Below are 24140 nucleotides of genomic sequence, written 5' to 3'. Positions count from 1 at the left end.
GGGTCTCAGTGCGTCATGGTGGGGCGGTTCTCGTAGTAGGTGTACATCGCGATCGTGGTGCGCGTGGACACGTTGGCGACCGAGCGGATCCGGCCGAGCAGCTCCTCGAGCGCCTCGGGCGTGGCGACGCGCACCTTGAGCATGTAGGACTCGACGCCGGCGATGGACCAGCAGGCCTCGACCTCGTGGAGGTCCGCCACCCGCTCAGGGGTGTCGTCGGGCTGGGAGGGGTCCATGGGCTGCACCGCGACGAACGCGGTCAGCGGCACGCCGATCGCGGCGTAGTTGACGGTGGCGCCATAGCCGGTGATGAGACCGCGCTGCTCCAGCCGCTTGACGCGCTGGTGCACCGCCGAGGTCGACAGGCCGGTCGCCTTGCCCAGGTCGGTGTAGGACATCCGACCGTCCTCCGCGAGAAGCTGGAGGATTTTACGGTCGGTGGCCTCGATCTCAGGTGCAGTCACGGCGACAGCGTACCCACAACAGCAATATCTCCGCCGTAACGTCCAAAAAAGTAGTTGATGTCGAAAGATTTCCGGCCTCAGGAGGGCCAGCCGGCGAGCGTCTTCAGGTCGCCGTGACCGTCCGCAGAGGGTTGGACCACCGACAGCAGCCGCTCGCCACGAGCCTTGTCGGGGGCGGCGTTCATGACCTCGCCGGTGGCCAGGTGCGGGTCGGCGGAGACGACGACCCGACCGTGCGAGTTGACCAGCGTCGCAACGACCTCGCGCAGGCCGGGCAGCAGCATCCGCTCGAGCGTCTCGACCGAGGTGTCGGCGCCGGCGACACCGACCATCCGGCCGTCCGCGTAGACCGGCAGCGTCATGGTGATGACGTACTCGTCGGTGCAGACGAAGTCGACGTAGGGCCCGGCGAGGTGCAGCGCTCCCGTGCGCGCCGGGATCCGGAACCACGGCTGCCGGGTGTAATCGAGGACCTCGCCCGTCGCCGGCACCACTGCGTCACCGAGGAAGTCACGGCCGGCACCCTGCCACCAGGCCAGGTAGAGCCGCCGGTCGGCGAGCGCGTCTGGTGCGACGACGAACCCGCCGCCCAGGAGGCTCGGGTCCTGGAGGAAGGCCAGCGTGCTCGTCTCGACCTGCGCGATCAGCTCGTCCGAGGTGACCGGTCCCGCGGCGAAGAGCGCGCCGACCTGGGCGCGCACCCGCTCGAGCTCGGTGAGGATGGAACCGAAGTGCTGCTCGATCCGGACGGCACAGTCGGCCGACACATCGATGTTCACGGTCGTACCACCTCATGGATCTCGGTCAGACGTTCAACGGCGTGGGTCACGTGGTCGCGTACGCTCCCCCGCGCCGCGGCGACATCGCCCGTCTCCAGCGCGGCGACGAGCGCCCGATGCCGCGCGGCGGATGCCTGACGGAAGTCCGACTCGCTCAGCGGCACGCGCAGCAACGTACCGAAGTCGGCCTCCTGTCGCACCACCTCCCGGGTGAGCCGCGCCGACTGGGTCAGCGCCGCCACGGAGAGATAGAGCTCGCTCTCCGCGTCGCGCCACCGACCGAGGTCGTCCTCGCCCATCGGGATCAGCAGGTCCTGGAGGTCCTCGACCTCGTCGGGGGCCGCTCGTTCGGCCGCGAGCTCCGCACAGCCGGTCAGCACCACCTGATAGAGACTCGCCCGGTCGCGCAGCTCCACCCGCGACATGGTGGCGAGCCGCCCCTTCACGACGTCGCCGGGGTCGGGCGCACGCACGAAGGAGCCACCGCCGCGGCCTCGTGTCGTCACCACCAGGCCCTGTGCCCGCAGCGAGACCAGCGCCTCCCGAGCGGTCACCGTGGCCACTCCCAGCATCTGGGCGAGCTCCTGCTCGCTCGGGAGCCGGTCACCGTCGGCGAGCACGCCCGAGCGGATCGCCTCCGCCAGACGGTTCTCGACACGTACGGCTCTGCCTTCGTCGCCGATCGGCGCGAAGATCGCCGACCGGGCGCGCGAGGTCATCGCACGGGCGTTGGCCACGATCCGGGTCCCTCCTTCGAGTGGGTTTACAAAGAACTTACGCAGATACCCTTTAAAATCTAAGATCTGGTTCCATATGATTCAGCAATGGGACCGACCGAATCTCCGCAGATCCAGCTCGAAGCTGTGACCAAGGCGTACGGCGACGTGATGGCTGTCGACGCCCTCGACCTGACCATCAGCGATGGTGAGTTCTTCTCGATGCTCGGGCCCTCCGGCTCCGGGAAGACGACCGTGCTGCGCCTGATCGCGGGCTTCGAGCACGCCGACTCCGGCACCATCCGCCTCGGCAGCGAGGACGTCACCGCCCTGGCGCCCTTCGACCGCGATGTCACCACCGTCTTCCAGGACTACGCGCTCTTCCCGCACTTCAACGTGCTCGAGAACGTCGCGTACGGCCTACGTGTGCGTGGCGTGCCGAAGGCCGAGCGAAGCGCCCGGGCACGCGAGGCGCTGGAGATGGTCCGCCTCGGCCACGTCGCGAACCGGAAGCCGACCGAGCTCTCCGGCGGGCAGCGCCAGCGGGTGGCGCTGGCTCGCGCCATCGTCGTACGTCCTCGGGTGCTCCTCCTCGACGAGCCGCTCGGCGCGCTCGACCTCAAGCTCCGCGAGCAGATGCAGGTCGAGCTCAAGCAGATCCAGCGCGAGCTGGGGATCACCTTCGTCTTCGTCACCCACGACCAGGAGGAGGCGCTCACCCTCAGCGACCGGATCGCGGTCTTCGACAGCGGCCAGATCGTGCAGCTGGGCACGCCGAAGGAGATCTACGAGCGGCCCACCTCGCAGTACGTCGCCGACTTCGTTGGCACCTCCAACGTCTTCGACGAGCAGGCGTCGAAGCGGATGCTGAAGATGGACGGCGCCTTCGCCCTGCGGCCCGAGAAGATCCTGCTGTCCCCGGAGACCGAGAGCGCCCCGGTCGGCGCGATGACCGCCGCCGGCGTGATCACCGAGTCCATCTACATCGGCACCGGGCACCGAGTCCACATCGAGCTAGAGGACGGCACCAGGCTGGTCGCCCTCGAGCAGAGCCGTGGCTCGCTGCACCCGGATGCCTCCGAACCAGAGTCTCGGGGCGACCGCGTGGTCGCCTCCTGGTCGCCGGGCGACCTGGTCCCCCTGGGCACCGATTCGTCCCGTGCCGTGCAACACCGATGAGCCAGAGAACACCAGAGAGGTTGACCATGCGAAACATCCGAACCAGACACACCATCGGGGGCGCCCTAGCGGCCCTGTCCCTGATCACGCTGAGCGCCTGTGGTGGGGACGACGGCGACTCCTCGACCGGAGCGGTCGAGAAGCTCGGCGAGAACGAGGGCGAGGTCTCGATCCTGGCCTGGCCCGGCTACGTCGAGGACGGCTCGACCGACCCCGAGGTCGACTGGGTCTCCGGCTTCGAGGAGGAGACCGGCTGTCAGGTCACCGCGAAGGTCTACGGCACCTCCGACGAGGCCTTCAACCTGGCCAAGTCGGGCGAGTACGACGTCGTGGCCGCCTCCGGCGACCTCACCCTGCGCATGATCGCGGCGGGCGAGGCAGCCGAGGTGAACACCGACCTGATCCCCAACTACGAGGGCATCTACGACTTCCTCAAGGACCGCGAGTGGAACACCGTGGACGACAAGAACTACGGCATCCCGCACGGCTACGGCGCGAACCTGCTGATGTACAACACCAAGGACGTCACCCCGGCCCCGACCTCGTGGAAGGCGGTCTTCGAGGACGCGCCGAAGCACAAGGGCCAGGTCACCGCGTACGACTCGCCGATCTACATCGCCGACGCCGCGGTCTACCTGATGGCGCACCAGCCCGACCTGGGCATCGAGAACCCCTACTCGCTCGACGAGAAGCAGCTCGCGGCGGCCGTCGATCTGCTCAAGTCGCAGCGGGCCTCCGTCGGTGAGTACTGGTCCGACTACACGAAGACGCAGGCCTCCTTCGAGACCGGTGACACCGTGGTCGGCACCACCTGGCAGGTGATCGCCAACCTGATCGACCCGAAGAAGGCCTCGGTCGAGGCGATCCTCCCCTCCGAGGGAGCGACCGGGTGGAACGACACCTGGATGGTCTCCTCGAACGCGAAGTCGCCCAACTGCGCCTACGCCTGGCTCAACCACATCTCCGACCCGGAGACCAACGCCCAGGCGACCGAGTACTTCGGTGAGGCGCCCAACTCGGACGAGGCCTGCGAGTTCGCCTCCGAGGGTCACTGCGAGACCTTCCACGCCGGCGACGAGGACTATGCCAGCAAGATCTGGTTCTGGAACACGCCGATCGAGAAGTGCCTGGACGGCCGGACCGACGTGAAGTGCACCGACTACCAGGACTGGACCAAGGCCTGGGCAGAGATCAAGGGGTGACCTTGAGCTCTGTCAGCAGCACGCTCAGCAGGAGGCCGGGGTTCCGCCTCGGCCTCCTGCTGGCCGCACCCCTCACCTGGCTGGTGCTCGTCTACGTCGTCGCCCTCGCCGCGCTGCTGGTGACGGCCTTCTGGACGATCGACTCCTTCACCAACGAGCTCGAGCGCACCTTCACCCTCGACAACATCCGTGAGATCACCGGTCAGGCGCTCTACCGGACCGTCACGCTGCGCACCATCGGCGTAGCCCTCCTGGTGACGCTCATCGACTGCCTGATCGCGCTGCCGGTCGGCTTCTACATGGCCAAGGTCGCCTCGCGGCGCTCGCGCCACCTGCTGGTGATCGCGTTCCTCATGCCGTTGTGGGCGTCCTACCTGGTCAAGGCGCTCGCCTGGCGCTCGCTGCTGTCCAACGGCGGACTGCTGGACTGGGCCGGTGGCCTGGTCGGTCTCGGTACGCCGGGATTCGGCCTCACCGCGATCGTGCTCACCCAGGCGTACATCTGGCTTCCGTACGTCATCCTCCCCGTCTACGCGTCCTATGAACGTGTCCCGGACTCGCTGCTCGACGCCGCCGGCGATCTCGGTGCCCGGCCGGCGCTGACGTTCCGCACGGTGGTGCTGCCGCTGGTCGTCCCGGGGCTGGTGGCGGGCTCGATCTTCTCGTTCTCCCTGACCATGGGCGACTACATCACGGTCAACATCGTCGGCGGCGCGAACCAGATGCTCGGCAACCTCGTCTTCATCAACTCGGGGTCCAACCTGCCGCTGGCTGCTGCGATCGCGCTGATCCCGATCGTCGTGATCATGATCTACCTGGCGTTGGTACGCCGCACCGGAGCTCTGGAGAACCTATGACCATCTCGAGATCGACCCGGCGCCTGCTCGCCGTGATCACCGGCCTGGTGCTCGCCATGCTCTACGCGCCGCTCGCCCTGGTCGTGGTGAACTCGTTCAACACCTCCCAGGCGCTGACCTGGCCGCCCAGCGGCTTCACCACCCAGTGGTGGCAGCGGGCGGCGGTCAACCCGGGAGCCCACGACGCGATCCTCACCTCACTGACGGTGGCCGCGTGCGCGACCGTGATGGCGCTCCTCCTCGGCACCCTGCTCGGCCTGGCGATGCAGCGCTACTCCTTCTTCGGGAAGGACACCGTCAACCTGCTGGTGGTGCTCCCGATTGCCCTGCCCGGCATCGTCACCGGGATCGCGCTGTCCAACGCGTTCTCCTCGATCCTCGGCGTACGCCTGGGGTTCTTCACGCTCGTGGTGGCCCACGCGACCTTCTGCATCGTGACCGTCTTCAACAACGTGCAGGCGCGGTTGCGGCGGATGGGCGGCAACCTCGAGGAGGCCTCCGCCGACCTGGGGGCTGGGATGTGGACCACGTTCCGGCTGGTCACGCTCCCCCAGCTGCGCTCGGCGCTGCTGGCCGGAGGGCTGCTGGCGTTCGCGCTCAGCTTCGACGAGATCATCGTGACGACGTTCGCCGCCGGCCCCGGTGTGACCACGCTGCCGGTCTGGATCCTGACCAACCTGTTCCGACCCGGTCAGGCGCCGATCGTCAACGTCGTGGCGGTCGTCATGATCGTCGTCTCGGTCGCGCCGATCTGGCTCGCCCAGCGACTCTCGTCCGACCCGAGCGATACGACGAGGGCGATTCACTAGGCTTGCCCTCCGCGTCAGCGGATAATGTGCAGAGCGTGGCTGAACCTCGAATGCTCCTGCTGGACACCGCGTCGCTCTACTTCCGCGCCTTCTTCGGCGTGCCCGACATCCGAGCCGAGGACGGCACTCCGGTCAACGCCGTCCGCGGCCTGCTGGAGTTCATCTCCCGGCTGGTCAACGACTACTCCCCCACCGACCTGGTGTGCTGCTGGGACAACGACTGGCGACCGCAGTGGCGGGTCGACCTGATCCCGTCCTACAAGGCGCACCGGGTGGTGGAGGAGGTCGAGACCGCCCCCGACGTCGAGGAGGTCCCGGACCCGCTGCAGGTGCAGGTGCCGATCATCCGCGAGGTGCTCGCCGCGGCCGGGATCTGCGTCATCGGCGCCGACGGCTACGAGGCCGACGACGTGATCGGAACCCTCGCGACCGGCGCGGGGATGCCGGTCGACGTCGTCACCGGCGACCGCGACCTCTTCCAGCTCGTCGACGACGCTGCCGGCGTACGCATCCTCTATCCGACCCGGGGCGTGAGCGACCCGGATCTTGTCGACGAGAAGTGGGTGCTCGCCAAGTACGGCATCAGCGCGGCGCAGTACGCCGACTTCGCCACGATGCGTGGTGACACCTCCGACGGGCTGCCGGGGGTGAAGGGCGTCGGCGAGAAGACCGCCGCCAAGCTGCTCGAGCAGTACGGGGACCTCGAGGGGATCATCGCCGCCGTCGCCGACCCGACCACCCCGATCACCAAGGCGCAGCGGCAGAAGTTCATCGACGCCGTCGAGTATCTGGCGGTCGCGCCGAAGGTCGTGGCGGTCGCTCGGGACATCCCGCTGGACCGCACCGGCACCGCTCTGCCGAGCGCTCCGGCCGACCCGGAACGCCTGCACGAGCTGGCCGCGACGTACAACCTCGCCTCCCCGGTCGCCCGCCTGGAAGCCGCTCTCGCGCGGGCGTGACACAGGTCTCCACAACTCGATTCAGAAAGTTCGTAGAAACGGCATCATCAGCCGCGTACCGCTCCGTCTCCTTGGCAAGACCACCAAGAAGGAGCGGACGAATGAGCGACATCAAGCACCCGGCAGTGCAGCAGGACATCAAGATCTCGTGCCTCGACCCCTGGGGTCGGACCGTGGAGGTGCCGACGACCCTCGGCTACCGCGAGAACGACCCGTACGCAGTGAGCCTGACCTTCCACTCCGGCGCCGGTGACGTCGAGTGGGTCGTGTCGCGCACGCTGATGCTGCAGGGCCTGGCCGCCCCCGCCGGTGAGGGCGACGTGAAGATCTACCCCAGCATCGACGAGGACGCGAAGGCCGTCGCCGTCTTCGACTTCAGCTCCCCCGACGGCCGCCTGATCGCGACCGCCGACTCGCGCGAGGTGCAGATGTTCCTCGGCAAGTCCTTCTCGGCCGTTCCGGTCGGCTCCGAGAGCCAGCACCTGGATCTCGACGCGCTGATCGCAGACCTGCTGGGCAGCTCGTTCGACGCTGAGTAGGCACTCCGCCCGCCTGCTCATTCGTTCACGAACCCTCCCGTCCCGGATTCCCCGGGGCTGGAGGGTTCGTTCTTTTCGCTGGTCGGAAGCGATCGCTCGCCGTTGCCACGTCAACTGTGGTAGTGATGTGCGTCACCCGCACCACCACCTCGGAGGTCACAGTGCTGCCAGCTTTCCTTTCTCGCGAGCGAACGGTGGCCGGTCCCGGCTTCAGTCGCTGGCTCATCCCGCCCGCCGCCCTCGCCGTACACCTCTGCATCGGCCAGGTGTACGCCACCAGCGTCTACAAGTCCGCCCTGGTCGAGCACTTCGACACGAGCCAGACCGCGATCGGGGTGATCTTCTCGATCGCGATCGTGATGCTCGGCCTCTCGGCCGCCGTGATGGGCACCTGGGTCGACCGCAACGGACCGCGTGCGGCGATGACCGCGGCCGCGATCTTCTGGTCCTCCGGCTTCTTCGTCGGCGCCCTCGGCATCGGCACCGGCCAGCTGTGGCTGGTCTACCTCGGCTACGGCGTCATCGGCGGCATCGGACTCGGGATCGGCTACATCTCCCCCGTCTCCACGCTGATCAAGTGGTTCCCGGACCGACCGGGCCTGGCCACGGGCATGGCAATCATGGGCTTCGGCGGCGGCGCGATGATCGCCAGCCCGCTGAGCGGCCGGCTGCTGGCGCTCTACGACCCGTCCTACACCGGTGACGCCAGCACCGTCCCCGACGGCCACGCGGTGATGATGCTCTTCCTCACCCTCGGTGTCGTCTACCTGGTCTTCATGTCCTTCGGCGCGGCCACCGTCCGCGTCCCACCCGAGGGCTGGACGCCGGCGGGCTGGGACCCGGCCAGCGTGAAGGAGAAGAAGCTCGTCACCACGGCGAGCGTCTCGGCGAACAACGCGATCAGGACCCGGTCGTTCTGGCTGGTGTGGATCGTCCTCTTCTGCAACGTCACCGCCGGCATCGGCATCCTCGAGCAGGCGGCTCCGATGATCCAGGACTTCTTCCGCACCGACGGAGTCTCCTCGGTCAGCGCGGTCGCGGCCGGTGGCTTCGTCGGGCTGCTCTCGATCGCCAACATGAGCGGCCGGTTCATCTGGTCCTCGACCTCCGACGTCATCGGTCGCAAGCCGATCTACATGATGTATCTCGGGGTCGGACTGGTGCTCTATCTCCTGCTGGCGACCATCGGGGACACCTCGATGGCGCTGTTCGTGCTGCTCGCCGTCGTGATCCTGTCCTTCTACGGCGGCGGCTTCGCCACCGTCCCCGCCTACCTACGCGACCTCTTCGGCACCTTCCAGGTCGGCGCCATCCACGGCCGGCTGCTGACCGCCTGGTCGGCTGCCGGCATCGCCGGACCGCTCATCATCAACGCCTTTCTCGACGCGCAGGGTGAACCCGGCACGCTCACCGCGGCCGCCTACCGGCCGGCGCTGCTGACCATGGTCGGCGTCCTCGCGGTCGGCTTCATCGCCAACCTGCTGGTGCACCAGGTCCCCGACCGGTTCCACGAGCCGAAGTCCGCCGACTCCACCGAGACCGAGAGGAGCGCAGCATGAACGCCAAGATCGCAGGTGCCTGGGCCCTGGTCGGGATCCCGCTGGCCTACGGAGTCATCGAGACGCTGCGCCGTGCGGCGCAGCTCTTCACGGGCTGAGCTCGGCTCCAGTCAGGTCAGAGGCCGAGCAGGCTCGGCTCGTTCGTACGCCACGCCTCCTGCGCCGCCCGGGTGACCGGGCCGTGCGGGAGCGTGCGCGTGCCCCACTCCGTCACAGCCTGGACGTCGCGCAGGCTGGAGGTGAGGAAGACCTCCGAGGCGTACTCCTCGACCTCGGCCAGCGGCTCGTCGGTCTCCTCGGCACCGAACCACTCCAGCACCAGGGCGCGAGTGATCCCGGCCAGCGGGCCGCTGGAGAGCCTCGGAGTCTTGAGTGCGCCGTCGAGCACGTAGAAGATGTTGCTCCCGGTGCCCTCGCACAGATCGCCCACGGTGTTGGCGAAGATCGCCTCGCTGGCCCCGTGCTTACGGGCCTCGGCGAGGGCGATGACGTTCTCGGCGTACGACGTCGTCTTCAGGCCGGTCGTCGCACCGTGCTCGTTGCGGCGCCACGGCACGCTGACGACCTTGGTCTCGGCCGGGGTGGGGTCCGCGTCCTCGAGGCCGATGATGATCGTGGGCGCCACGTCCGCGCGGCCAGACCCGAACGGCGCCGGCCCGCCCGTGACGTTGATCCGCAGCCGTCCATACGCCGTCGGCGCCGCGCCCACCACGGCCTCGACGCCCTTGGTGATGAGCGAGCGGTCGGGGGTCGGCAGGCCGAGGCCGCTCGCGGAGCGCTCGAGGCGGTCGAGGTGAAGGGCGAGCGCGAACGGCTGGTCCTTGATCACCTTGAGCGTCTCGAAGACGCCGTCGCCGACCACCAGACCGTGGTCTCTGATGGAGACCGCCGGGGCGGTTGGGTTGTCGAGAAGCTGACCATCGATCCACGCGCGCATGCGGCAACTCTAAAACGTCCCTGGTCAGAGGCCGGAAAGCGCGCCGGTGTGACCTTGGAGATGACAAGTGAATGACACGCAGGTGACCCCGGATTTGGCCTCGGGCACCGGCTCAGATAATGTTCTTCTCGTCGCCAAGGGCACGGGAAACCGGGCCTGAAGCAGCAAGCGGACGTAGCTCAGTTGGTAGAGCGCAACCTTGCCAAGGTTGAGGTCGCGAGTTCGAGCCTCGTCGTCCGCTCGGAGTAGGTCTCCACCGGAGGCATTGCCTCCAGCGGTGGGTTGGCCGAGAGGCGAGGCAACGGACTGCAAATCCGTGTACACGGGTTCAAATCCCGTACCCACCTCGAAGCACCACCCTGATATAAACTGAATAACCCCGGACGATTGGCGCAGCGGTAGCGCGCTTCCTTGACACGGAAGAGGTCACTGGTTCAAACCCAGTATCGTCCACCGAGAAACTGACCCCTGACCTGCGGAAACGCGAGTCAGGGGTCAGTTCGTTTTCAGCCGTCGAAAGTACGTTTGAGCGATGCCTGACTACGTGCCTGACTAAGTGCATCTCCGGAGCGCTCTTCCGTCGCGAGATCGCGAAAAGACGTCGTCCATGCCTTGTGCGCCGGTCCGGCGCCTGCGGAAGCGACGCCTCCCCGGGATTCGGGACTTAGGGTGCGAAGTCGGGCACCGCGCGCGACGGTGCCACGAGACTGCTGGCATGAAGACGCTCGTCAAGGTGGCCGTCTGGGGGGTGAGCCTCGCCGTCGGCCTGCTTCTCCTCGCCTGGTGCCTGCTCTTGCTCGAAGCGAGCGGCGGCCATGACGGGTGGCTCTGCGAGTGGGGCATCGACACCGACGGAGCCGGGACGATCACCAGCGGCTGCGGCGGCTAAACACCAGGCTGGACGCGGTCACCCACGCTGTCCGGCTGTTTTGAGTCCCCGCTGGGTGGCCCCGACAATCGCTTCCCACGGCAGTTTCTGGTCCGGTGGCATCTGGCGGGGCGGGTGGAGGGGCCAGACGTCGGGGCCCTCGATGACGTCGACGCCGGCGGCGCGTAGGGCTGCCACGTGGGAGGGCCAGGCGGGGTGATCGGCGTGGGCGGCGTTGATGAGGGGAAAGAGCACGACCGGGACGGTGATGAGGCTCTCGGTGACGACGGTGAGGGCCTGGTTGTCGGCCAGGCCGAGGGCGATCTTGGCGGTGCTGTTGAAGGTCGCGGGGGCGACGACGATTGCGTCGAGCTGTGCCGGGTGCGTGCGGGGCTCCCACGGGAGGCGGCTCGGTCCCCGCACGGGGAACCCAGTCAGCGCCTCGATCCGGTCGGCCTCGCCGTTCGCCCTGAGCCAGGTGAAGGCCGTCGGGGTAAGGGTCACCGGCACCTGGTGGCCGGCTTCCGCCAGCGGGGTGACCAGCTCGTCGCAGAGTTGCTCCACGCCTCCTGCAGCGCAGGCGATGACTCCGACGATGGCCACCCCGCGAGCGTACGTGACGGGGACCGGGGCCGAGGGGTCAGCCCATCTTGCCGGCGCCGGCCTTGATCGCCTCCCGGATCCGTACGTAGGTGCCGCAGCGGCAGATGTTGCGGATCTGGTCGATGTCGGCGTCGGTGACCGAACGGCCCTCGGCGTGAGCCTTGTTGACGGTCGCGACAGCGGCCATGATCTGACCGGGCTGGCAGTAGCCGCACTGGGCGACATCGACGTCGAGCCAGGCTTCCTGCATGGGGTGCAGATCCTTTCCGACGGAGGCGGCGAGGCCTTCGATCGTGGTGATCTCGTCGTCCTCGTCGAGGGCGCTGATCGGGGTGGCGCAGGGGTTGAAGGCCTTGCCGTTGATGTGCGACGTACAGGCCTTGCAGACGTTGATGCCACAGCCGTACTTGGGGCCACGCACGCCGAGTACGTCGCGCAGCACCCACAGCAGGCGCTCGCTGTCCTCGACGTCGACCGTGACCTTCTCCCCGTTGAGCTTGAAGGTGTAGTTGGGCATTGGCCAATCCCTTTCGATCAGTCTCTGGTCAGTAGGTGTAGCTGAGGCCGTCGGTCGGCGAGGCGGGCACGGGCGGGGCGAAGGACTTCACCTCGAAGGAGATCGGGTCGTGGTGGTTGATCGGGAACGAGGTCGGCGTGGTGCCCGTCGCCCGGGCGTACGCACAGGCCACCGCCGCGAACGACGCGGCGACGCCGGCCTCCCCCGCCCCGCCGGGGATGTCGGTGACCGGGTCCATCACGAAGACGCGTACGTCGGGTGGGGTGTTCCACTGGCGGGTGTAGAAGTAGTTGTCCCAGCTGGCCTCGAGGTAGTGACCGTCCTCCAGGTGGGTGCTCGCCGTCAGCGCGAGCGCGATGCCGTCCATGATCCCGCCCTGCATCTGCGCCTCGACGCCCTTTGGGTTGATCACCTCGCCGCAGTCGATCGCGAAGGTCACCTTGGTGACCCGGGGACCCGTGACGCCGTTGTAGACCTTGCGGTTGACGGTCTCGGGACGGCAGTCGATCTCGACGAGGCAGGCGGAGTAGCCCTTGTACTCCTGGTGGACCGCGATCCCCTGGGCCGTGCCGGCGGGCATCGACCTGCCCCAGTTGCCGGCAGCCGCCACCTGCTTGATGACTCGCCGCAGGCGGTCCTCCTTGGCGTACTTCAGCCGGAACTCGACCGGACTCAGCCGCATCTTCTTGGCGACCTGGTCGATCGTGAGCTCGAGCGCCGTGCGTACGTCGGGCGAGTAGACGTTGCGCACCGCGCCGGAGTTGATCGCGCGGCTGGTCGTCTCCATGAGTCCCTGGGTGGTCACGCCGAAGTCGTACGGCACCTGCTGGGAGGTCACGAAGATGGTCTCCGACACGCCCAGGTTGCTCACCCCGGCCGGGAGCGAGATGGCCGACGAGGTCAGGATCTCGCCGAAGCCGTGGCGGTAGTCGGTGGCGGTGCAGGTGTGCTGCTGCTCGACGGAGAGGATGTTGTCCCCCGCCCAGACCGTACGCACCCGGGACGTCGCCATCGGATGGTTGCGGCCCTGGCGTGGCTCGTCGGCGCGGTGCCACATCAGCCGGACCGGTGCCTGGCACTTCTGCGAGATCAGGGCGGCCTCGAGCGCCGCGTCCCAGAAGAGCTTGCGGCCGAAGGAGCCGCCGGACTCCACGACGTTGAACGTCACCGCCGTCGGCGGCAGGCCGAGCTTCAGCGCGATGTCCTCGGCAGCCACGATCGGCGTCTTCGAGCCCGCCCAGATAGTCGCCTCGTCGGCACGGACATCGGCCACGGCGCAGTTGGTCTCCAGCGGCGAGCCGCTGCGGGTGTAGAAGACGAAGTCGGTGTCGAGCGTCTTGACGTCGGCCGCGCCGAGCCCACCGGTCAGGCCGCCGACCGCGTCGGTCACCGTGCCGAGGAGCTCGTCCACGTCCGGCACCAGCATCGGGCGCTGGATGCCGCGGAGCTCCTCGAGGACATCGGCGTCGGACCTGCCGCTCACCGAACCCGGATTCCACTCGACATCGAGGGCACGGACGGCGTTGATGCACTGACCGAACGTCCCGGCGCGTACGGCGACCCCGGTCGGGATGGTGACGACATGCGTCACACCCGGCATCGCCTCGACGTCCTTCTGGTTGCGGACCGATCGCACCGTGCCGTTGTGCTCGGGGGCGCGGCAGACCATCGCGGGCAGAGCATCGGGGACGTCCAGGTCCATGGCGAACTGCTTCGTGCCGGTGACCGCGTCCATGGCGTCCTTGCGGCGCTGCGGGGTGCCGATGACCGCGAAGTCGGACTTCGGCTTGAGGTCGACGTCGACGACCTTCGTCACCAGAGCCGCGGCGGAGGTGGCGAGCTCGCCATAGGAGATGGAGGCACCGCCGGGTGCGGTGATCACCCCTTCGTAGACGGAGAGGGTGTCGTGCGGCTGCGCGAGCGCGATCGCCGCGGCGTCGAGCAGGGCGCCACGAGCGATGGCGGCGGCCACACGTACGGGCGTGTACATCGCGTGGATCGTGTTGGAGCCGCCGGTCATCTGGTTCCAGATGAGTTCGGGGCGCGCTTTCGACAAGGTCACGTTCACCTTGCTGAGGGGCAGGTCGAGCTCCTCGGCGATCAGCATCGCGATCGAGGTGGTGATGCCCTGCCCGACCTCTGCGCGGGGCAGCTCGAACGACGCGGTGCCGTCCTTGTCGACAACGACCTGGATCAGGTTCGCGGTCGGGCGGGCGGCATCGGTCAGCAGGTCGTTGAGGTCGTAGAGGTCGGCCGGCTGCGGCACCCCCGGGACGACTGCCGCGGCCGGGCTGCCGAGGCCGATCCCGAGCTGGGCCGCGCCGGTGACGGTGGCAGCGGCCACGAGGTAGCCGACGAAGCGACGGCGTCCGATCTCGTGCTCGGCCAGGCCGGATACCGACAGGCCTGATGACGTCTCGGGATGTGTTGACAAGGCGGTTACCTCCGTTGGTCCGGTCGGGTCCCCGTCACGCTATGTGCGCGCCGTCACACCTGTGTCGCCATGGAACGCCAACCTCGTTGACTTTCCGCGCCACCTTCGCGCCGGAGCGCGCCTGGTGTGATTCCGAAGCGTGCCCGGAATGTCCGGGCGAAGTGCGATGGGTCGAGGAAGCCCCAACGGGCGGCGATCGCCGCTGTCGAATAGGACGCGTAAGCCGGGTCGAGCAGCGCGTCCCGGATCGCCAGCAGCCGGAACTCCCGCAGATGGGCCATCGCGGAGCGCGGTTGGTCCTCGAAGAGCCGGTGCAGGCTACGCGGCGAGAGCCCGTGGGCGGCCGCCACCGCATCGTGGCCGAGGTCGGGGTCGGAGGCGTGCGCCTCGACGTAGGCGATGATTCGCGTGCGGAGCGCCTCCCCCGGGTCGCCCTGGTCCACGCCCCCGACCAGACACGAGAGCAGCTGGATGGCGGCCTCGCCCAGATGCGCCGCTCCCCCGGCCTGCGGCACCTCGCGAACGGCGCTCCCCAGCAGATGCCCGAGTACCCCGGTCCGGCCGTCGAGCGACGTCCAGCCGCGCGACATCGACCGCTCGATCACGGCGTCCGACGCCGCCAGTGCACGGCGCGGAAGCGTCATCGCGAGACACTCCCACCCCTCGTCGAAGCGCAGCTCGTAGGGGCGGCTGGTGTCGTAGATCGCGATGTCCCCGGGCGCCAGGACGAGCTCGGTGTCACCCTGCCGGACGACCGACTGCCCACGGCGCTGGATGCACACCTTGAACGGATCGTCGGGTACGTCCGCGAGGGAGCGGCGGGTGCGGCGTACGACCTGCGGGGTGCCGCCCACCCGGAACGCGTCGACGCGTCCCAGGCTGGCGTGCTCGATCGCCCCTGCCAACGGCCCGGACACCACGTGCAGGCCGGGCGGCAACCGCTCCGACTGCAAGCCCGCGAAGGCGGCCGCCAGCGCGGTCCGCCACCTCTCCGACACGTCGCCCGAGTCCCCATGCGTCATGCCGTGATACTGCGTATGTCACGGGCCGAGCGGTACCCCCGTACGAGGGGCGTCAGTCGATCAGGCCGGCCTCGCGCGCCATCCGGACGGCGTGGACGCGGTTGTTGGCGTTGAGCTTGCGGGTGGCGCTCTTGAGGTAGGACTTCACCGTGCTCTCCACGATCCCGAGCGCCTCGGCGGCCTGCCGGTTGCTGCTGCCGAGCGCCACTTGGCGCAGGACGTCGAGCTCGCGGGCGGCCAGACGTACGGCCGGAGCGAGCTGAGCCGGCTGCTTCTCCCCCGGTGCGGCGGTGAGCCGCAGGACCATGGCCTCGAGGCGGCTGCGGACCTCGGGGTCGACCACCTGGCCGGCCAGATCGGTGAGCTCGGCCGCCATCTCCCGGCGTTCGGCGAGATCGCGCTTCGCGGCCGTCTCGTCCGGGCGAGGAGCCCGGCTCGGCGCGGGGGCCAGCCGGGAGAGCCGGTTGCGGACCTCGTCGTCGATCAGGATCTCGCGCTCGAGGGTGCGGATCAGCGGACGAAGCGAGTCGAACCAGACGCCGCCGAGACCGAGCCGCGAGCGGGAGGCGAGGTAGATGAGCATCCGCGGGGCCCGGTCGACCATGATCGGCAGGGCGGCGACGGTCTGGATCTGCTCCTGAGCGACGGCGGTGTCGTAGAGGTGGGTGATCCCGCGAGCGGTGTAGTAGTGGTCGACGGAGCCGGGTTGCCGGGTCTGCAGGGTCTTGCCGCCCAGGCCCTCCCCGTTGACCACCCGCAGGCCGCGCAGCGAGGCGCCCTTCGCGCCACAGGTCGCGGTGATGTCGATGGCCGTGCCGTCACCGCGCACCGGGCCACCGAAGGCGAGGTCCAGCCCCGACGCGGTCCGGAAGGAGGCCAGCGTCTGGGCGATCCGGGACCCGTCGTACGGCGCCTCTGGGGCGATGGCGGTGGTGCTCATGGTGTTGAGCGTAAGTGACGACGATCACAGGCAACAAGAGGCGTACCCCCTCTTTCGAGGGCACTCGTCCGGGGGTATCGGGCTGGTGGTGTCGGTCCCACACTCGGTTCACCAATCCGAGTAGGAGGCACGATCATGGCCCAAATCGCGGCTGACCGAGCCGAGGTCGACGGGCGCACCATGCGCCGCGTCGCGACGGCGTCACTGACCGGCACCACCATCGAGTTCTACGACTTCCTCATCTACGGGCTCGCGGCAGCCCTGGTCTTCAATGCCGTCTTCTTCCCGTCGATGGGCGGACCCGAGGGCACCTTGGCCTCGATCGCGACCTTCGGCGTCGCGTTCGTCTTTCGCCCATTGGGAGCGATCCTGTTCGGCCACTACGGCGACCGGATCGGTCGCAAGGCCACGCTGATCACCACCCTGATGATCATGGGCACCTCGACCTTCGCGATCGGCCTGCTCCCGAGCGTGGATTCGATCGGCAAGGGCGCCGTGGTGATCCTCGTTCTGCTGCGCGCACTGCAGGGCATCGCGCTCGGTGGCGAGTGGGCGGGAGCGGCACTCCTCACCACCGAGTACGCCGCCCGCGGCCAGCGCGGGCGCTACAGCATGTTCCCGCAGCTCGGCCCCAGCCTGGGGCTGATCCTCGCCGCCGCAGCCATGCTCATCACCTTCCGCCTGATGGAGCCCGCTGCGTTCGCGGCCTGGGGCTGGCGGATCCCGTTCCTGGCCAGCGCCGTCCTCATCGCGGTCGGCCTCTGGGTCCGGCTGAAGATCGCCGAGACGCCGTCGTTCAAGAAGGTCCAGTCGGCAGGCACCCGCAGCGCGCTGCCGTTCGTCGGCTGCATCCGTGACCAGTGGCGGCAGGTGCTGCTCGGCGGCGGCATCATGGCGGTGGTCTTCGGCGCCTTCTACACCGGCGCCAGCTTCATGGTCGCGCACGCGGTCGGCACCCTCGGCCTGAGCATGAGCCAGGCCCTGCTCGGCGTCATCGTCGCGGCCTTCGCGATGAGCGTGACGGTGATCGCCTCCGCGTGGCTCTCCGACGTGCTCGGCCGCCGCGTGGTCCTGCTCATCGGCGCCGCCTTCGGCCTCGTCGCCGGCCCGCTGTCGTTCGCCATCATGGAGCCCGGCAGCTTCGCGAGCTTCGCCCTCGGCAACAGCCTGATGCTGTGCGTACTCGGCCTCAACTACGGTCCGATCGCGGCGTTCCTGCCCGAGATGTTCCAGGCGAAGTACCGCTACACCGGAGCCGGTCTGGGCTACAACATCGCGGGCATCCTCGGCGGCGCCGTCCCGCTGGTCATCGCCGAGGACCTGCTGGCCCGGTGGGGCACCGACGGCATCGCGTACTTCCTCAGCGCCCTGGCCGTGCTGAGCATCGGCTGCCTGCTGGTGGCCAAGGAGACCAGCCGCGTGGAGCTAGACGCGGAGCCAGCACTCGCCTGATCCGGCACCGCTCACCCTCTTTCGGGGGTGTGGCTGCCACCGCGGTCTCGGTCATGCTCGCGGCATGACCGAGACCTCATCCATCACCGCTTCGTCGGCTCGTGGCGACATCGACGTTCCGCTGCTCGAGGAGACGATCGGAGCCAATTTCGAGCGTACCGTCGCCCGCCACGGAGACCGTGAGGCGCTCGTCGAGATCGCCACCGGACGACGCTGGACCTACGCCGAGCTGAATGCCGACGTGGACGCCCTCGCGGTCGGCCTGCGCAAGGCCGGCATCGGGAAGGGTGACCGCGTCGGCATCTGGGCTCCGAACTGCGCCGAGTGGACGATGGTCCAGTTCGCCACGGCCAAGATCGGCGCGATCCTGGTCAACATCAACCCCGCCTACCGAACCCACGAGCTCGCCTATGCGCTCAACCAGTCCGGGGTGCGGCTGCTGATCAGCGCGACCGAGTTCAAGAGCAGCGACTACGTCTCGCTCGTCGGCGAGGTGGCGGGCGACTGCGGCGCTCTCGAGCAGACCATCTTCCTGGGTACGCCGCAGTGGGATGAGCTGCTGGCCGCCGGCCGTGGCGAGCGGCTGGCCGATCACGTCGACTACACGCTCGACCCGAATGACGCGATCAACATCCAGTACACCTCCGGGACCACGGGCTTCCCGAAGGGCGCGACGCTGTCGCACCGCAACATCTTGAACAACGGCTTCTTCGTCACCGAGACGATCCACTTCACGGAGCAGGACCGGCTCTGCATCCCGGTGCCCTTCTACCACTGCTTCGGCATGGTGATGGCCAACCTGGGCTGCACCACCCACGGCGCGACGATGGTCATCCCCGGACCCGGCTTCGACCCGGCTACGACGCTGCAGACGGTCCAGGACGAGAGGTGCACGGCGCTGTACGGTGTGCCGACGATGTTCATCGCGATGCAGAACGACCCGGGTTTCGCCTCTTACGACCTCTCGACGCTGCGTACCGGGATCATGGCCGGGGCGCTGTGCCCGATCGAGGTCATGAAGCGGTGCGTCAGCGAGATGCACATGAGCGAGGTCGCGATCGCGTACGGGATGACCGAGACCTCGCCCGTCTCCTGCCAGACCCGCACCGACGACGACCTCGAGCGGCGTACCGAGACGATCGGCCGCGCTGCCCCGCACGTCGAGATCAAGATCGTCGACCCGGCCACCGGTGAGGTGGTCCCGCGCGGTACGGCGGGTGAGTTCTGCACTCGCGGCTACTCGGTGATGCTTGGCTACTGGGACGACGAGACGAAGACCGCCGACGCGATCGACGCCGACGGCTGGATGCACACCGGCGACCTGGCGGTCATGCGCGAGGACGGCTACTGCGTGGTGGTGGGCAGGATCAAGGACATGGTGATCCGTGGTGGCGAGAACATCTACCCGCGCGAGATCGAGGAGTTCCTCTTCACCCATCCCGACATCGCCGAGGCCCAGGTCGTGGGCGTCCCGGACGAGAGGTACGGCGAGGAGCTCTGCGCCTGGATCCGGATGCGACCCGGCGCCGAGCCGCTGGACGTCGAGGCCGTCCGCGCCTTCGCCAGCGGCAAGCTCGCCCACTACAAGGCACCGCGCTACGTGCTGCTCGTCGACGAGTTCCCGATGACAGTGACCGGCAAGGTCCGCAAGATCGACATGCGCGAGCAGAGCGTCGCTCTGCTCGGGCTCTGAGCGGCCGATGACGTACTGGCACCGAACCGGTCCGCGCACCTTCGCCCCGACCGAGCACGTCGGCGGCGCGTGGGACTTGGACACGCAGCACATCGCCACCCTGCTCGGCGTGCTCGCGCACGAGGTCGAACGGGACCGCGACGCCCGCCGCGGCGACGGGCTCCAGATCACCCGGATCAGCTACGACATCCTTGGCACCGTCCCGCTCGAGCCGGTCGACATCGAGGTCACCGTGCTCCGCGCCGGGCGCACCATCGAGCTCGTCGAGGCCCGAGCCTGCCACGGCGGCCGGCCCGTGGTGCTCCTGCGTGCCTGGCTGACCGCCGGCTACCCGACCGCGGAGCTCGAGGGCACCCGCCACCTGCCGATGTCCGCACCGGACGAGGTGCCGGCCTGGGACATGACCACCTTGTGGGACGGGGGCTTCATCGCCTCGGTGGAGGTGCGCCGCCACGACCTCGGTCCTGGGCGGGCACAGTCCTGGGTGCGTACGGCTCACCCCCTCGTCGCCGACGAGGAGGTGAGCCGGCTGGCGCAGGTCGCCGGGCTGCTCGACATCACCAACGGTGTCGCCGTCCGGGTCGACCCGAAGGTCGTCAGCTTCCCCAATCTCGACCTGACCGCGCACCTGTTCCGTACTCCGGCTCCCGGCTGGTTGGGGCTCGACACGACCGTCTCGTTCGGCCCGGAGGGAGCCGGTGTGACCACATCCGTGCTCCATGACGAGCAGGGCGCCTTCGGCGTCAGTACGCAGTGCCTGACGGTCCGTCCCTGACGGCTCAGCTGGCGGCCGCGACCGTGACCGGCGCGGTCGACCTGCTGGCACGCCGTTGGGCGGTGAGCATGACCAGGGCGACGATCACGGCAAGGGCGTAGAAGCCGGTCGCGACGTCGAAGACGGTCGAGTAGCCATGGGCCTGGGCGACGGCGCCCGGCGCGGAGTCGTGGTGCACCGCGCTGCCGTAGACGACGGTGAGGAGCGCGAGTCCGATCGAGCCACCGATCTGGTGGGCGGTGTTGACCAGGCCGGAGGCGGCCCCGGCGTCACCCGGGTCGACCTCGGCCATCCCGAAGTCGGTGAGGAGGATGATCGCGATGCCCTGGCCGATGCCCAGCACGAGCAGCGGCGGCAGGATCGACGCCACCGGGGTCGTCGCGTCGATCCGGCTCAGCCAGGCCATGCCGACCCCCGCGGTGACCAGAGAGGTCAGCAGCAGCACGGGCTTGCTGATCCTCGGTCCGGCCCAGCGCACGGCGTAGACCATGGCGAAGAACATGCCGGTCATCGGGATGTAGACGAGTCCGGTGGCGAGCGGGCTGAGACCACGTACGTTCTGGAGATACTGCGAGAGGAAGTAGAACGTCGAGAACATCGCGCCGACGATCAGGATCCGGCCGAGGTACGCCCCGGAGCGCTGCAGGCTGAAGAAGAGCCGGATCGGCACGATCGGCTGGGCGGCCTGCAGCTCGATGAGCACGAAGGCGACGAGCAGGACTACTGACGCGGTCAGCGGGAGCAGGGTCCGGGCGCTGCCCCAGCCGATCTCAGCTGCCTCGACGAGGCCGTAGACGAGCGCCGACATGCCGACGGTGACGTTCAGCGCGCCCAGGATGTCGACCCGGCCGGGCCGGGGCTCGGTCTCGGGGAGGTAGCGCGGTGAGAGGGCGAGGATCAGGATCCCGAGCGGGACGTTGACCAGGAGACCCCAGCGCCAGGAGAGGTACTCGGTGAAGACGCCGCCGACGATGATCCCGACGCTGCCTCCGGCACCGATCACCGCGCTGTAGATCGCGATCGCCCGGGTGCGCTCCTCGGGCTCGGGGAAGCTCGTGATCAGCAGCGCCAGCGTGGACGGGATCGCGAAGGCCGACGCCAGCCCCTGCAGCGTGCGCGCGACGATGAGAAGTTCGGCCGACGGCGCGAGCCCGGCCAGGAGTGAGGCTGCGGTGAAGAGCGCCGTCCCGGCGATGAACACGCGGCGCCGACCGAGCAGGTCACCGGCTCGTGCGCCGAGCAGCAGGAGCCCGCCGAAGGCGAGCACGTAGGCGTTCTGGATCCACGACAAGGACGAGTCGGTGAAGCCGAGCTCCGCCTTGATGTGGGTGAGCGCCGTGGTCACGATCGAGGCGTCGAGGGTCATCATCAGCTGGCAGCCGAGGATCACCATCAGGACCACCGCCCGGTGACGGGCACCGGCGCGCGGGGGTGTCGGAGACATGTGTGCACTTCCTAAGTAACTAACGAGTTGGTTATTTCAGTGAAGCACTGAGTGCCACGAAATGCAACTAACTAGTTACTTGCTTTAGGGTGGACGCATGGCCAGAGACTCCGAGGCGACCCGTACACGCATCCTCGACGCCGCCGAGGCCGAGTTCGCGGCGTACGGCATCGCCGGCTCGCGCGTCGACCGGATCGCGGAGACGGCGCTGGCGAACAAGGCGCTGATCTACAAGTACTTCGGCACGAAGGACGAGCTCTTCGACGCCGTCTTCGCCCACCGGGTGCTCGCGTTCGTCGACGAGGTCGAGTTCGACGCCACCGACCTTCCCGCCTACGCCGGGCGGTCCTTCGACCTCTACGAGCGCTTCCCCACGACGCTACGGCTGACGACCTGGTACCAGCTCGAGCGCCCGACCGGGAAGCTCCCGGCGATCGTCGCCTCCAACGACGCCAAGCTGGCCAAGATCGAGGAGGCGCAGCAGGCAGGGAAGCTGACGACCGCCTACTCGCCGCTCGAGCTGCTCACCGAGGTTCGCGCGCTGGCGATGAGCTGGCACCTGCACACGCCCGAGCTGGCCCTGGTGCGCCGGCCCAGCCGCGCTCGGTGCCGGGAGATCGTCGTCGAGAGCGTCCGGCGCCTGGTGGCTCAGGACTGACGGGAGAAGAAGTCTTCGTAGCGGTGCTCCCCCGGCGGCCGCTGGTCGACGGCCTCCTGCTCGCGGGTCCGGAGCTCGACGCGCCGGATCTTCCCCGAGATCGTCTTGGGCAGGTCGAAGAACTCCAGGCGGCGTACGCGGAGGTAGGGCGGCAGGTGGTCGCGGGCGAACTCGAGGATGGCCCGGGCGGTCTCGGCGGTCGGCTCGTGGCCGGCGGTGAGTGAGACGTACGCCTTGGGGACCGCGAGTCGCACCGGGTCCGGGGCCGGTACGACCGCCGCCTCGGCCACCGCGGGGTGCTCGATCAGGACCGACTCCAGCTCGAAGGGCGAGACCTTGTAGTCGGAGGCCTTGAAGACGTCGTCGGTGCGGCCGACGTAGGTGATGTAGCCCTCCTCGTCGCGGCTGGCGACGTCGCCGGTGTGGAAGAAGCCGCCGCGCATCGCGTCGGCGGTGCGCTTCTCGTCGTCGCGGTATTCGGTCATCAGGGTGGCGGGTTTCATCGAGAGGTCCAGGCAGAGCTCGCCCTCACCCGGCCCCTCGATCACGCTGCCCTCGATCGGGTCGACGAGCACGACCGGGACACCGGGCAGCGGCCGGCCCATCGACCCCGGACGTACCGGCTGGCCCGGGCTGTTGGCGATCGTCGCGGTCATCTCGGTCTGCCCGAACCCGTCGCGGATGGTCAGGCCCCAAGCGCGCTGGACCTGGCTGATCACCTCGGGGTTGAGCGGCTCACCGGCACTGATCGCCTCGCGCAGCGAGCCACAGCCGCCGGAGAGGTCGGCCTGGATGAGCATCCGCCACACGGTCGGCGGAGCGCACATGCTGGTCACGTGCTCCTCGCGGATCCGCTGCAGCAGCGTGGCCGCCTCGAAGCGCGCGTAGTTGAGGACGAAGACGGTCGCGCCGGCGAGCCACGGCGCGAAGAAGTTCGACCAGGCGTGCTTGGCCCACCCCGGGCTGGAGATGTTCATGTGGACGTCGCCGGGGCGCAGCCCGAGCCAGTACATCGTCGACAGGTGCCCGACCGGGTAGGTGTAGTGAGTGTGCTCGACCAGCTTCGGACGGCTCGTGGTGCCGCTGGTGAAGTAGAGGAGCAGAGCATCGGTGGTGGCATTGCCGGGGTGCTCGAGCGGCTCCTGGGCCTCGGCAGCGGCCGCGGCGTAGTCGTTCCAGCCCTCCCGCTCCCCCGCACTGAGCCCAACGCCGATCCGTACGTAGTCGCCGGGGACGCCGTCGAACTTGTCCGCGTCCTCGGCGTTGCAGACCACGGCCTTGGCCCGGCCCCGGGCGAGCCGGTCGACCAGTTCGGCGGTGCCGACGGCGGTCGTCGTCGGCATCAGGACCGCACCGACCTTCATCGCCGCGAGCATCGTCTCCCACAGCTCGACCTGGTTGCCCAGCATGACGACCACGCTGTCGCCCGTGCCGACGCCGAGACGCCGAAGGTAGCGGGCCACCGCATCCGAGCGACGCGCCAGCTCGTCGAAGGAGTACGCAGCCCGCGCCCCGTCCGACTCGGCGATGACCAGCGCCGGAGCGTCGTTGCCCCGCGCCATCGGGTCGAACCAGTCGTGGGCGAAGTTGAAGCCCTCCCCGACGTCGGGCCAGCGGAAGGTGTCGAGCGCCTCGGCGTAGTCCAGGCGCTGGGCGATCAGCGCGTCCCGGGCGGCGAGCAGGGCGTCGGTCGAGGTCGATCCAGTCATGGCGGTCATCATCGTCGCGAGGCCG

At 68.7% G+C, this 24140-nt stretch carries 23 protein-coding genes and 3 tRNA genes; 15 read left to right on the top strand and 11 right to left on the bottom strand.

What is annotated here, in order from left to right; all coding sequences use genetic code 11:
* Positions 1–5: 5 nt before the first annotated feature.
* The 3 genes from OH802_RS19285 to OH802_RS19275 form a co-directional block, all read right to left on the bottom strand.
* Entirely contained in the window at positions 6–449 is a 444-nt protein-coding gene (locus OH802_RS19285; protein WP_355020057.1) for an Lrp/AsnC family transcriptional regulator, read from the bottom strand.
* Between the two features lie 92 nt (positions 450–541).
* On the bottom strand, positions 542–1243 hold the full coding sequence (locus OH802_RS19280; protein WP_406021123.1) for a cache domain-containing protein: 702 nt from the start codon (positions 1241–1243) through the stop codon (positions 542–544).
* Complete coding sequence (locus OH802_RS19275; RefSeq protein ID WP_406021121.1) at positions 1240–1980, bottom strand: FadR/GntR family transcriptional regulator; 741 nt, start codon at positions 1978–1980, stop codon at positions 1240–1242. Before OH802_RS19275 ends, OH802_RS19280 begins: the two co-directional genes overlap by 4 nt.
* Positions 1981–2067: 87 nt before the next feature.
* Between OH802_RS19275 and OH802_RS19270 the strand changes: the two genes are divergently transcribed.
* The 7 genes from OH802_RS19270 to OH802_RS19240 all read left to right on the top strand — a co-directional run bounded on the left by OH802_RS19270 (position 2068) and on the right by OH802_RS19240 (position 9063).
* Positions 2068–3138 carry an ABC transporter ATP-binding protein gene (locus OH802_RS19270; protein ID WP_406021119.1) on the top strand — a complete coding sequence of 357 codons (1071 nt, stop codon included), beginning with the start codon at positions 2068–2070 and terminating at the stop codon, positions 3136–3138.
* A 26-nt stretch (positions 3139–3164) separates the two neighbouring features.
* Positions 3165–4340, top strand: coding sequence for an extracellular solute-binding protein (locus OH802_RS19265; RefSeq protein WP_406021117.1), 1176 nt, complete (start codon positions 3165–3167; stop codon positions 4338–4340).
* Positions 4337–5197 carry an ABC transporter permease gene (locus OH802_RS19260; protein ID WP_406021115.1) on the top strand — a complete coding sequence of 287 codons (861 nt, stop codon included), beginning with the start codon at positions 4337–4339 and terminating at the stop codon, positions 5195–5197. The genes OH802_RS19265 and OH802_RS19260 overlap by 4 nt, the downstream gene beginning before the upstream one ends.
* Positions 5194–6006, top strand: coding sequence for an ABC transporter permease (locus OH802_RS19255; protein WP_406021113.1), 813 nt, complete (start codon positions 5194–5196; stop codon positions 6004–6006). Before OH802_RS19260 ends, OH802_RS19255 begins: the two co-directional genes overlap by 4 nt.
* 50 nt (positions 6007–6056) lie before the next feature.
* A complete protein-coding gene (locus tag OH802_RS19250) occupies positions 6057–6965 on the top strand; it encodes a 5'-3' exonuclease H3TH domain-containing protein (protein WP_406029345.1) in 909 nt (302 codons plus the stop codon).
* 101 nt (positions 6966–7066) lie between these two features.
* Positions 7067–7504, top strand: coding sequence for an SsgA family sporulation/cell division regulator (locus OH802_RS19245; RefSeq protein WP_378831664.1), 438 nt, complete (start codon positions 7067–7069; stop codon positions 7502–7504).
* A gap of 194 nt (positions 7505–7698) precedes the next feature.
* The gene (locus OH802_RS19240; RefSeq protein ID WP_406021111.1) at positions 7699–9063 is read left to right on the top strand and encodes an OFA family MFS transporter; all 1365 of its coding nucleotides are present in this window, start codon (positions 7699–7701) and stop codon (positions 9061–9063) included.
* A 115-nt stretch (positions 9064–9178) separates the two neighbouring features.
* On the opposite strand, the gene OH802_RS19235 is transcribed toward OH802_RS19240, so the two are convergent.
* On the bottom strand, positions 9179–10000 hold the full coding sequence (locus tag OH802_RS19235) for an aminotransferase class IV (RefSeq protein WP_406021109.1): 822 nt from the start codon (positions 9998–10000) through the stop codon (positions 9179–9181).
* A gap of 168 nt (positions 10001–10168) precedes the next feature.
* Between OH802_RS19235 and OH802_RS19230 the strand changes: the two genes are divergently transcribed.
* The 4 genes from OH802_RS19230 (at position 10169) to OH802_RS19215 (ending at position 10889) form a co-directional block, all read left to right on the top strand.
* Positions 10169–10241, top strand: a tRNA-Gly gene (locus tag OH802_RS19230).
* Between the two features lie 35 nt (positions 10242–10276).
* Positions 10277–10347: transfer RNA gene (locus OH802_RS19225), tRNA-Cys, on the top strand.
* Positions 10348–10381: 34 nt separating this feature from the next.
* Positions 10382–10453: transfer RNA gene (locus tag OH802_RS19220), tRNA-Val, on the top strand.
* A gap of 262 nt (positions 10454–10715) precedes the next feature.
* Positions 10716–10889 carry a hypothetical protein gene (locus OH802_RS19215; RefSeq protein WP_406021107.1) on the top strand — a complete coding sequence of 58 codons (174 nt, stop codon included), beginning with the start codon at positions 10716–10718 and terminating at the stop codon, positions 10887–10889.
* Positions 10890–10907: 18 nt separating this feature from the next.
* Here OH802_RS19215 and OH802_RS19210 read toward each other — a convergent pair whose 3' ends face one another.
* From OH802_RS19210 to OH802_RS19190, 5 genes are read right to left on the bottom strand one after another with little or no spacing between them, the layout of a single operon-like run.
* Positions 10908–11471, bottom strand: a complete 564-nt coding sequence (locus tag OH802_RS19210; protein ID WP_406021105.1) for a flavoprotein — start codon at positions 11469–11471, stop codon at positions 10908–10910.
* Between the two features lie 37 nt (positions 11472–11508).
* Positions 11509–11988 carry a (2Fe-2S)-binding protein gene (locus OH802_RS19205; protein ID WP_357351740.1) on the bottom strand — a complete coding sequence of 160 codons (480 nt, stop codon included), beginning with the start codon at positions 11986–11988 and terminating at the stop codon, positions 11509–11511.
* Between the two features lie 28 nt (positions 11989–12016).
* The gene (locus OH802_RS19200) at positions 12017–14422 is read right to left on the bottom strand and encodes a molybdopterin cofactor-binding domain-containing protein (protein ID WP_406021103.1); all 2406 of its coding nucleotides are present in this window, start codon (positions 14420–14422) and stop codon (positions 12017–12019) included.
* A 53-nt stretch (positions 14423–14475) separates the two neighbouring features.
* Positions 14476–15444: a helix-turn-helix domain-containing protein gene (locus OH802_RS19195; protein WP_406021101.1), complete on the bottom strand. Its 969-nt coding sequence runs from the start codon at positions 15442–15444 to the stop codon at positions 14476–14478.
* Positions 15445–15496: 52 nt separating this feature from the next.
* Positions 15497–16384: a response regulator transcription factor gene (locus tag OH802_RS19190; protein ID WP_406021099.1), complete on the bottom strand. Its 888-nt coding sequence runs from the start codon at positions 16382–16384 to the stop codon at positions 15497–15499.
* Between the two features lie 135 nt (positions 16385–16519).
* Between OH802_RS19190 and OH802_RS19185 the strand changes: the two genes are divergently transcribed.
* The 3 genes from OH802_RS19185 to OH802_RS19175 all read left to right on the top strand — a co-directional run bounded on the left by OH802_RS19185 (position 16520) and on the right by OH802_RS19175 (position 20304).
* Positions 16520–17836 carry an MFS transporter gene (locus tag OH802_RS19185; RefSeq protein ID WP_406021097.1) on the top strand — a complete coding sequence of 439 codons (1317 nt, stop codon included), beginning with the start codon at positions 16520–16522 and terminating at the stop codon, positions 17834–17836.
* Positions 17837–17900: 64 nt separating this feature from the next.
* A complete protein-coding gene (locus tag OH802_RS19180) occupies positions 17901–19529 on the top strand; it encodes an AMP-binding protein (protein ID WP_406021095.1) in 1629 nt (542 codons plus the stop codon).
* A 7-nt stretch (positions 19530–19536) separates the two neighbouring features.
* A complete protein-coding gene (locus OH802_RS19175) occupies positions 19537–20304 on the top strand; it encodes a thioesterase family protein (protein WP_406021093.1) in 768 nt (255 codons plus the stop codon).
* A gap of 4 nt (positions 20305–20308) precedes the next feature.
* Here the strand turns inward: OH802_RS19175 and OH802_RS19170 are convergent, their stop codons facing one another.
* Complete coding sequence (locus tag OH802_RS19170) at positions 20309–21748, bottom strand: MFS transporter (RefSeq protein WP_406021091.1); 1440 nt, start codon at positions 21746–21748, stop codon at positions 20309–20311.
* 97 nt (positions 21749–21845) lie between these two features.
* On the opposite strand from OH802_RS19170, the gene OH802_RS19165 reads away from it, so the two are divergent.
* On the top strand, positions 21846–22406 hold the full coding sequence (locus tag OH802_RS19165) for a TetR family transcriptional regulator (protein WP_350714125.1): 561 nt from the start codon (positions 21846–21848) through the stop codon (positions 22404–22406).
* Here OH802_RS19165 and OH802_RS19160 read toward each other — a convergent pair.
* Positions 22397–24115, bottom strand: coding sequence for an AMP-binding protein (locus tag OH802_RS19160; RefSeq protein WP_406021089.1), 1719 nt, complete (start codon positions 24113–24115; stop codon positions 22397–22399). The genes OH802_RS19165 and OH802_RS19160 overlap by 10 nt on opposite strands.
* Positions 24116–24140: the final 25 nt, after the last annotated feature.

The sequence above is a fragment of the Nocardioides sp. NBC_00850 genome, from assembly GCF_045207335.1.
Classification (GTDB): domain Bacteria; phylum Actinomycetota; class Actinomycetes; order Propionibacteriales; family Nocardioidaceae; genus Nocardioides.
Note: the sequence above shows the minus strand (reverse complement) of the source record. Positions and strands in the feature narration are given on the sequence as shown.

Excerpts from the sequence above, each read along its gene's own strand:
- OH802_RS19270 (WP_406021119.1), top strand. The coding sequence starts at position 2,068 with ATGGGACCGACCGAATCTCCGCAGATCCAGCTCGAAGCTGTGACCAAG.
- OH802_RS19265 (WP_406021117.1), top strand. The coding sequence starts at position 3,165 with ATGCGAAACATCCGAACCAGACACACCATCGGGGGCGCCCTAGCGGCC.
- OH802_RS19255 (WP_406021113.1), top strand. The coding sequence starts at position 5,194 with ATGACCATCTCGAGATCGACCCGGCGCCTGCTCGCCGTGATCACCGGC.
- OH802_RS19250 (WP_406029345.1), top strand. The coding sequence starts at position 6,057 with ATGCTCCTGCTGGACACCGCGTCGCTCTACTTCCGCGCCTTCTTCGGC.
- OH802_RS19245 (WP_378831664.1), top strand. The coding sequence starts at position 7,067 with ATGAGCGACATCAAGCACCCGGCAGTGCAGCAGGACATCAAGATCTCG.
- OH802_RS19235 (WP_406021109.1), bottom strand. The coding sequence starts at position 10,000 with ATGCGCGCGTGGATCGATGGTCAGCTTCTCGACAACCCAACCGCCCCG.
- OH802_RS19215 (WP_406021107.1), top strand. The coding sequence starts at position 10,716 with ATGAAGACGCTCGTCAAGGTGGCCGTCTGGGGGGTGAGCCTCGCCGTC.
- OH802_RS19205 (WP_357351740.1), bottom strand. The coding sequence starts at position 11,988 with ATGCCCAACTACACCTTCAAGCTCAACGGGGAGAAGGTCACGGTCGAC.
- OH802_RS19195 (WP_406021101.1), bottom strand. The coding sequence starts at position 15,444 with ATGACGCATGGGGACTCGGGCGACGTGTCGGAGAGGTGGCGGACCGCG.
- OH802_RS19190 (WP_406021099.1), bottom strand. The coding sequence starts at position 16,384 with ATGAGCACCACCGCCATCGCCCCAGAGGCGCCGTACGACGGGTCCCGG.
- OH802_RS19185 (WP_406021097.1), top strand. The coding sequence starts at position 16,520 with ATGGCCCAAATCGCGGCTGACCGAGCCGAGGTCGACGGGCGCACCATG.
- OH802_RS19180 (WP_406021095.1), top strand. The coding sequence starts at position 17,901 with ATGACCGAGACCTCATCCATCACCGCTTCGTCGGCTCGTGGCGACATC.
- OH802_RS19175 (WP_406021093.1), top strand. The coding sequence starts at position 19,537 with ATGACGTACTGGCACCGAACCGGTCCGCGCACCTTCGCCCCGACCGAG.
- OH802_RS19170 (WP_406021091.1), bottom strand. The coding sequence starts at position 21,748 with ATGTCTCCGACACCCCCGCGCGCCGGTGCCCGTCACCGGGCGGTGGTC.
- OH802_RS19165 (WP_350714125.1), top strand. The coding sequence starts at position 21,846 with ATGGCCAGAGACTCCGAGGCGACCCGTACACGCATCCTCGACGCCGCC.
- OH802_RS19160 (WP_406021089.1), bottom strand. The coding sequence starts at position 24,115 with ATGACTGGATCGACCTCGACCGACGCCCTGCTCGCCGCCCGGGACGCG.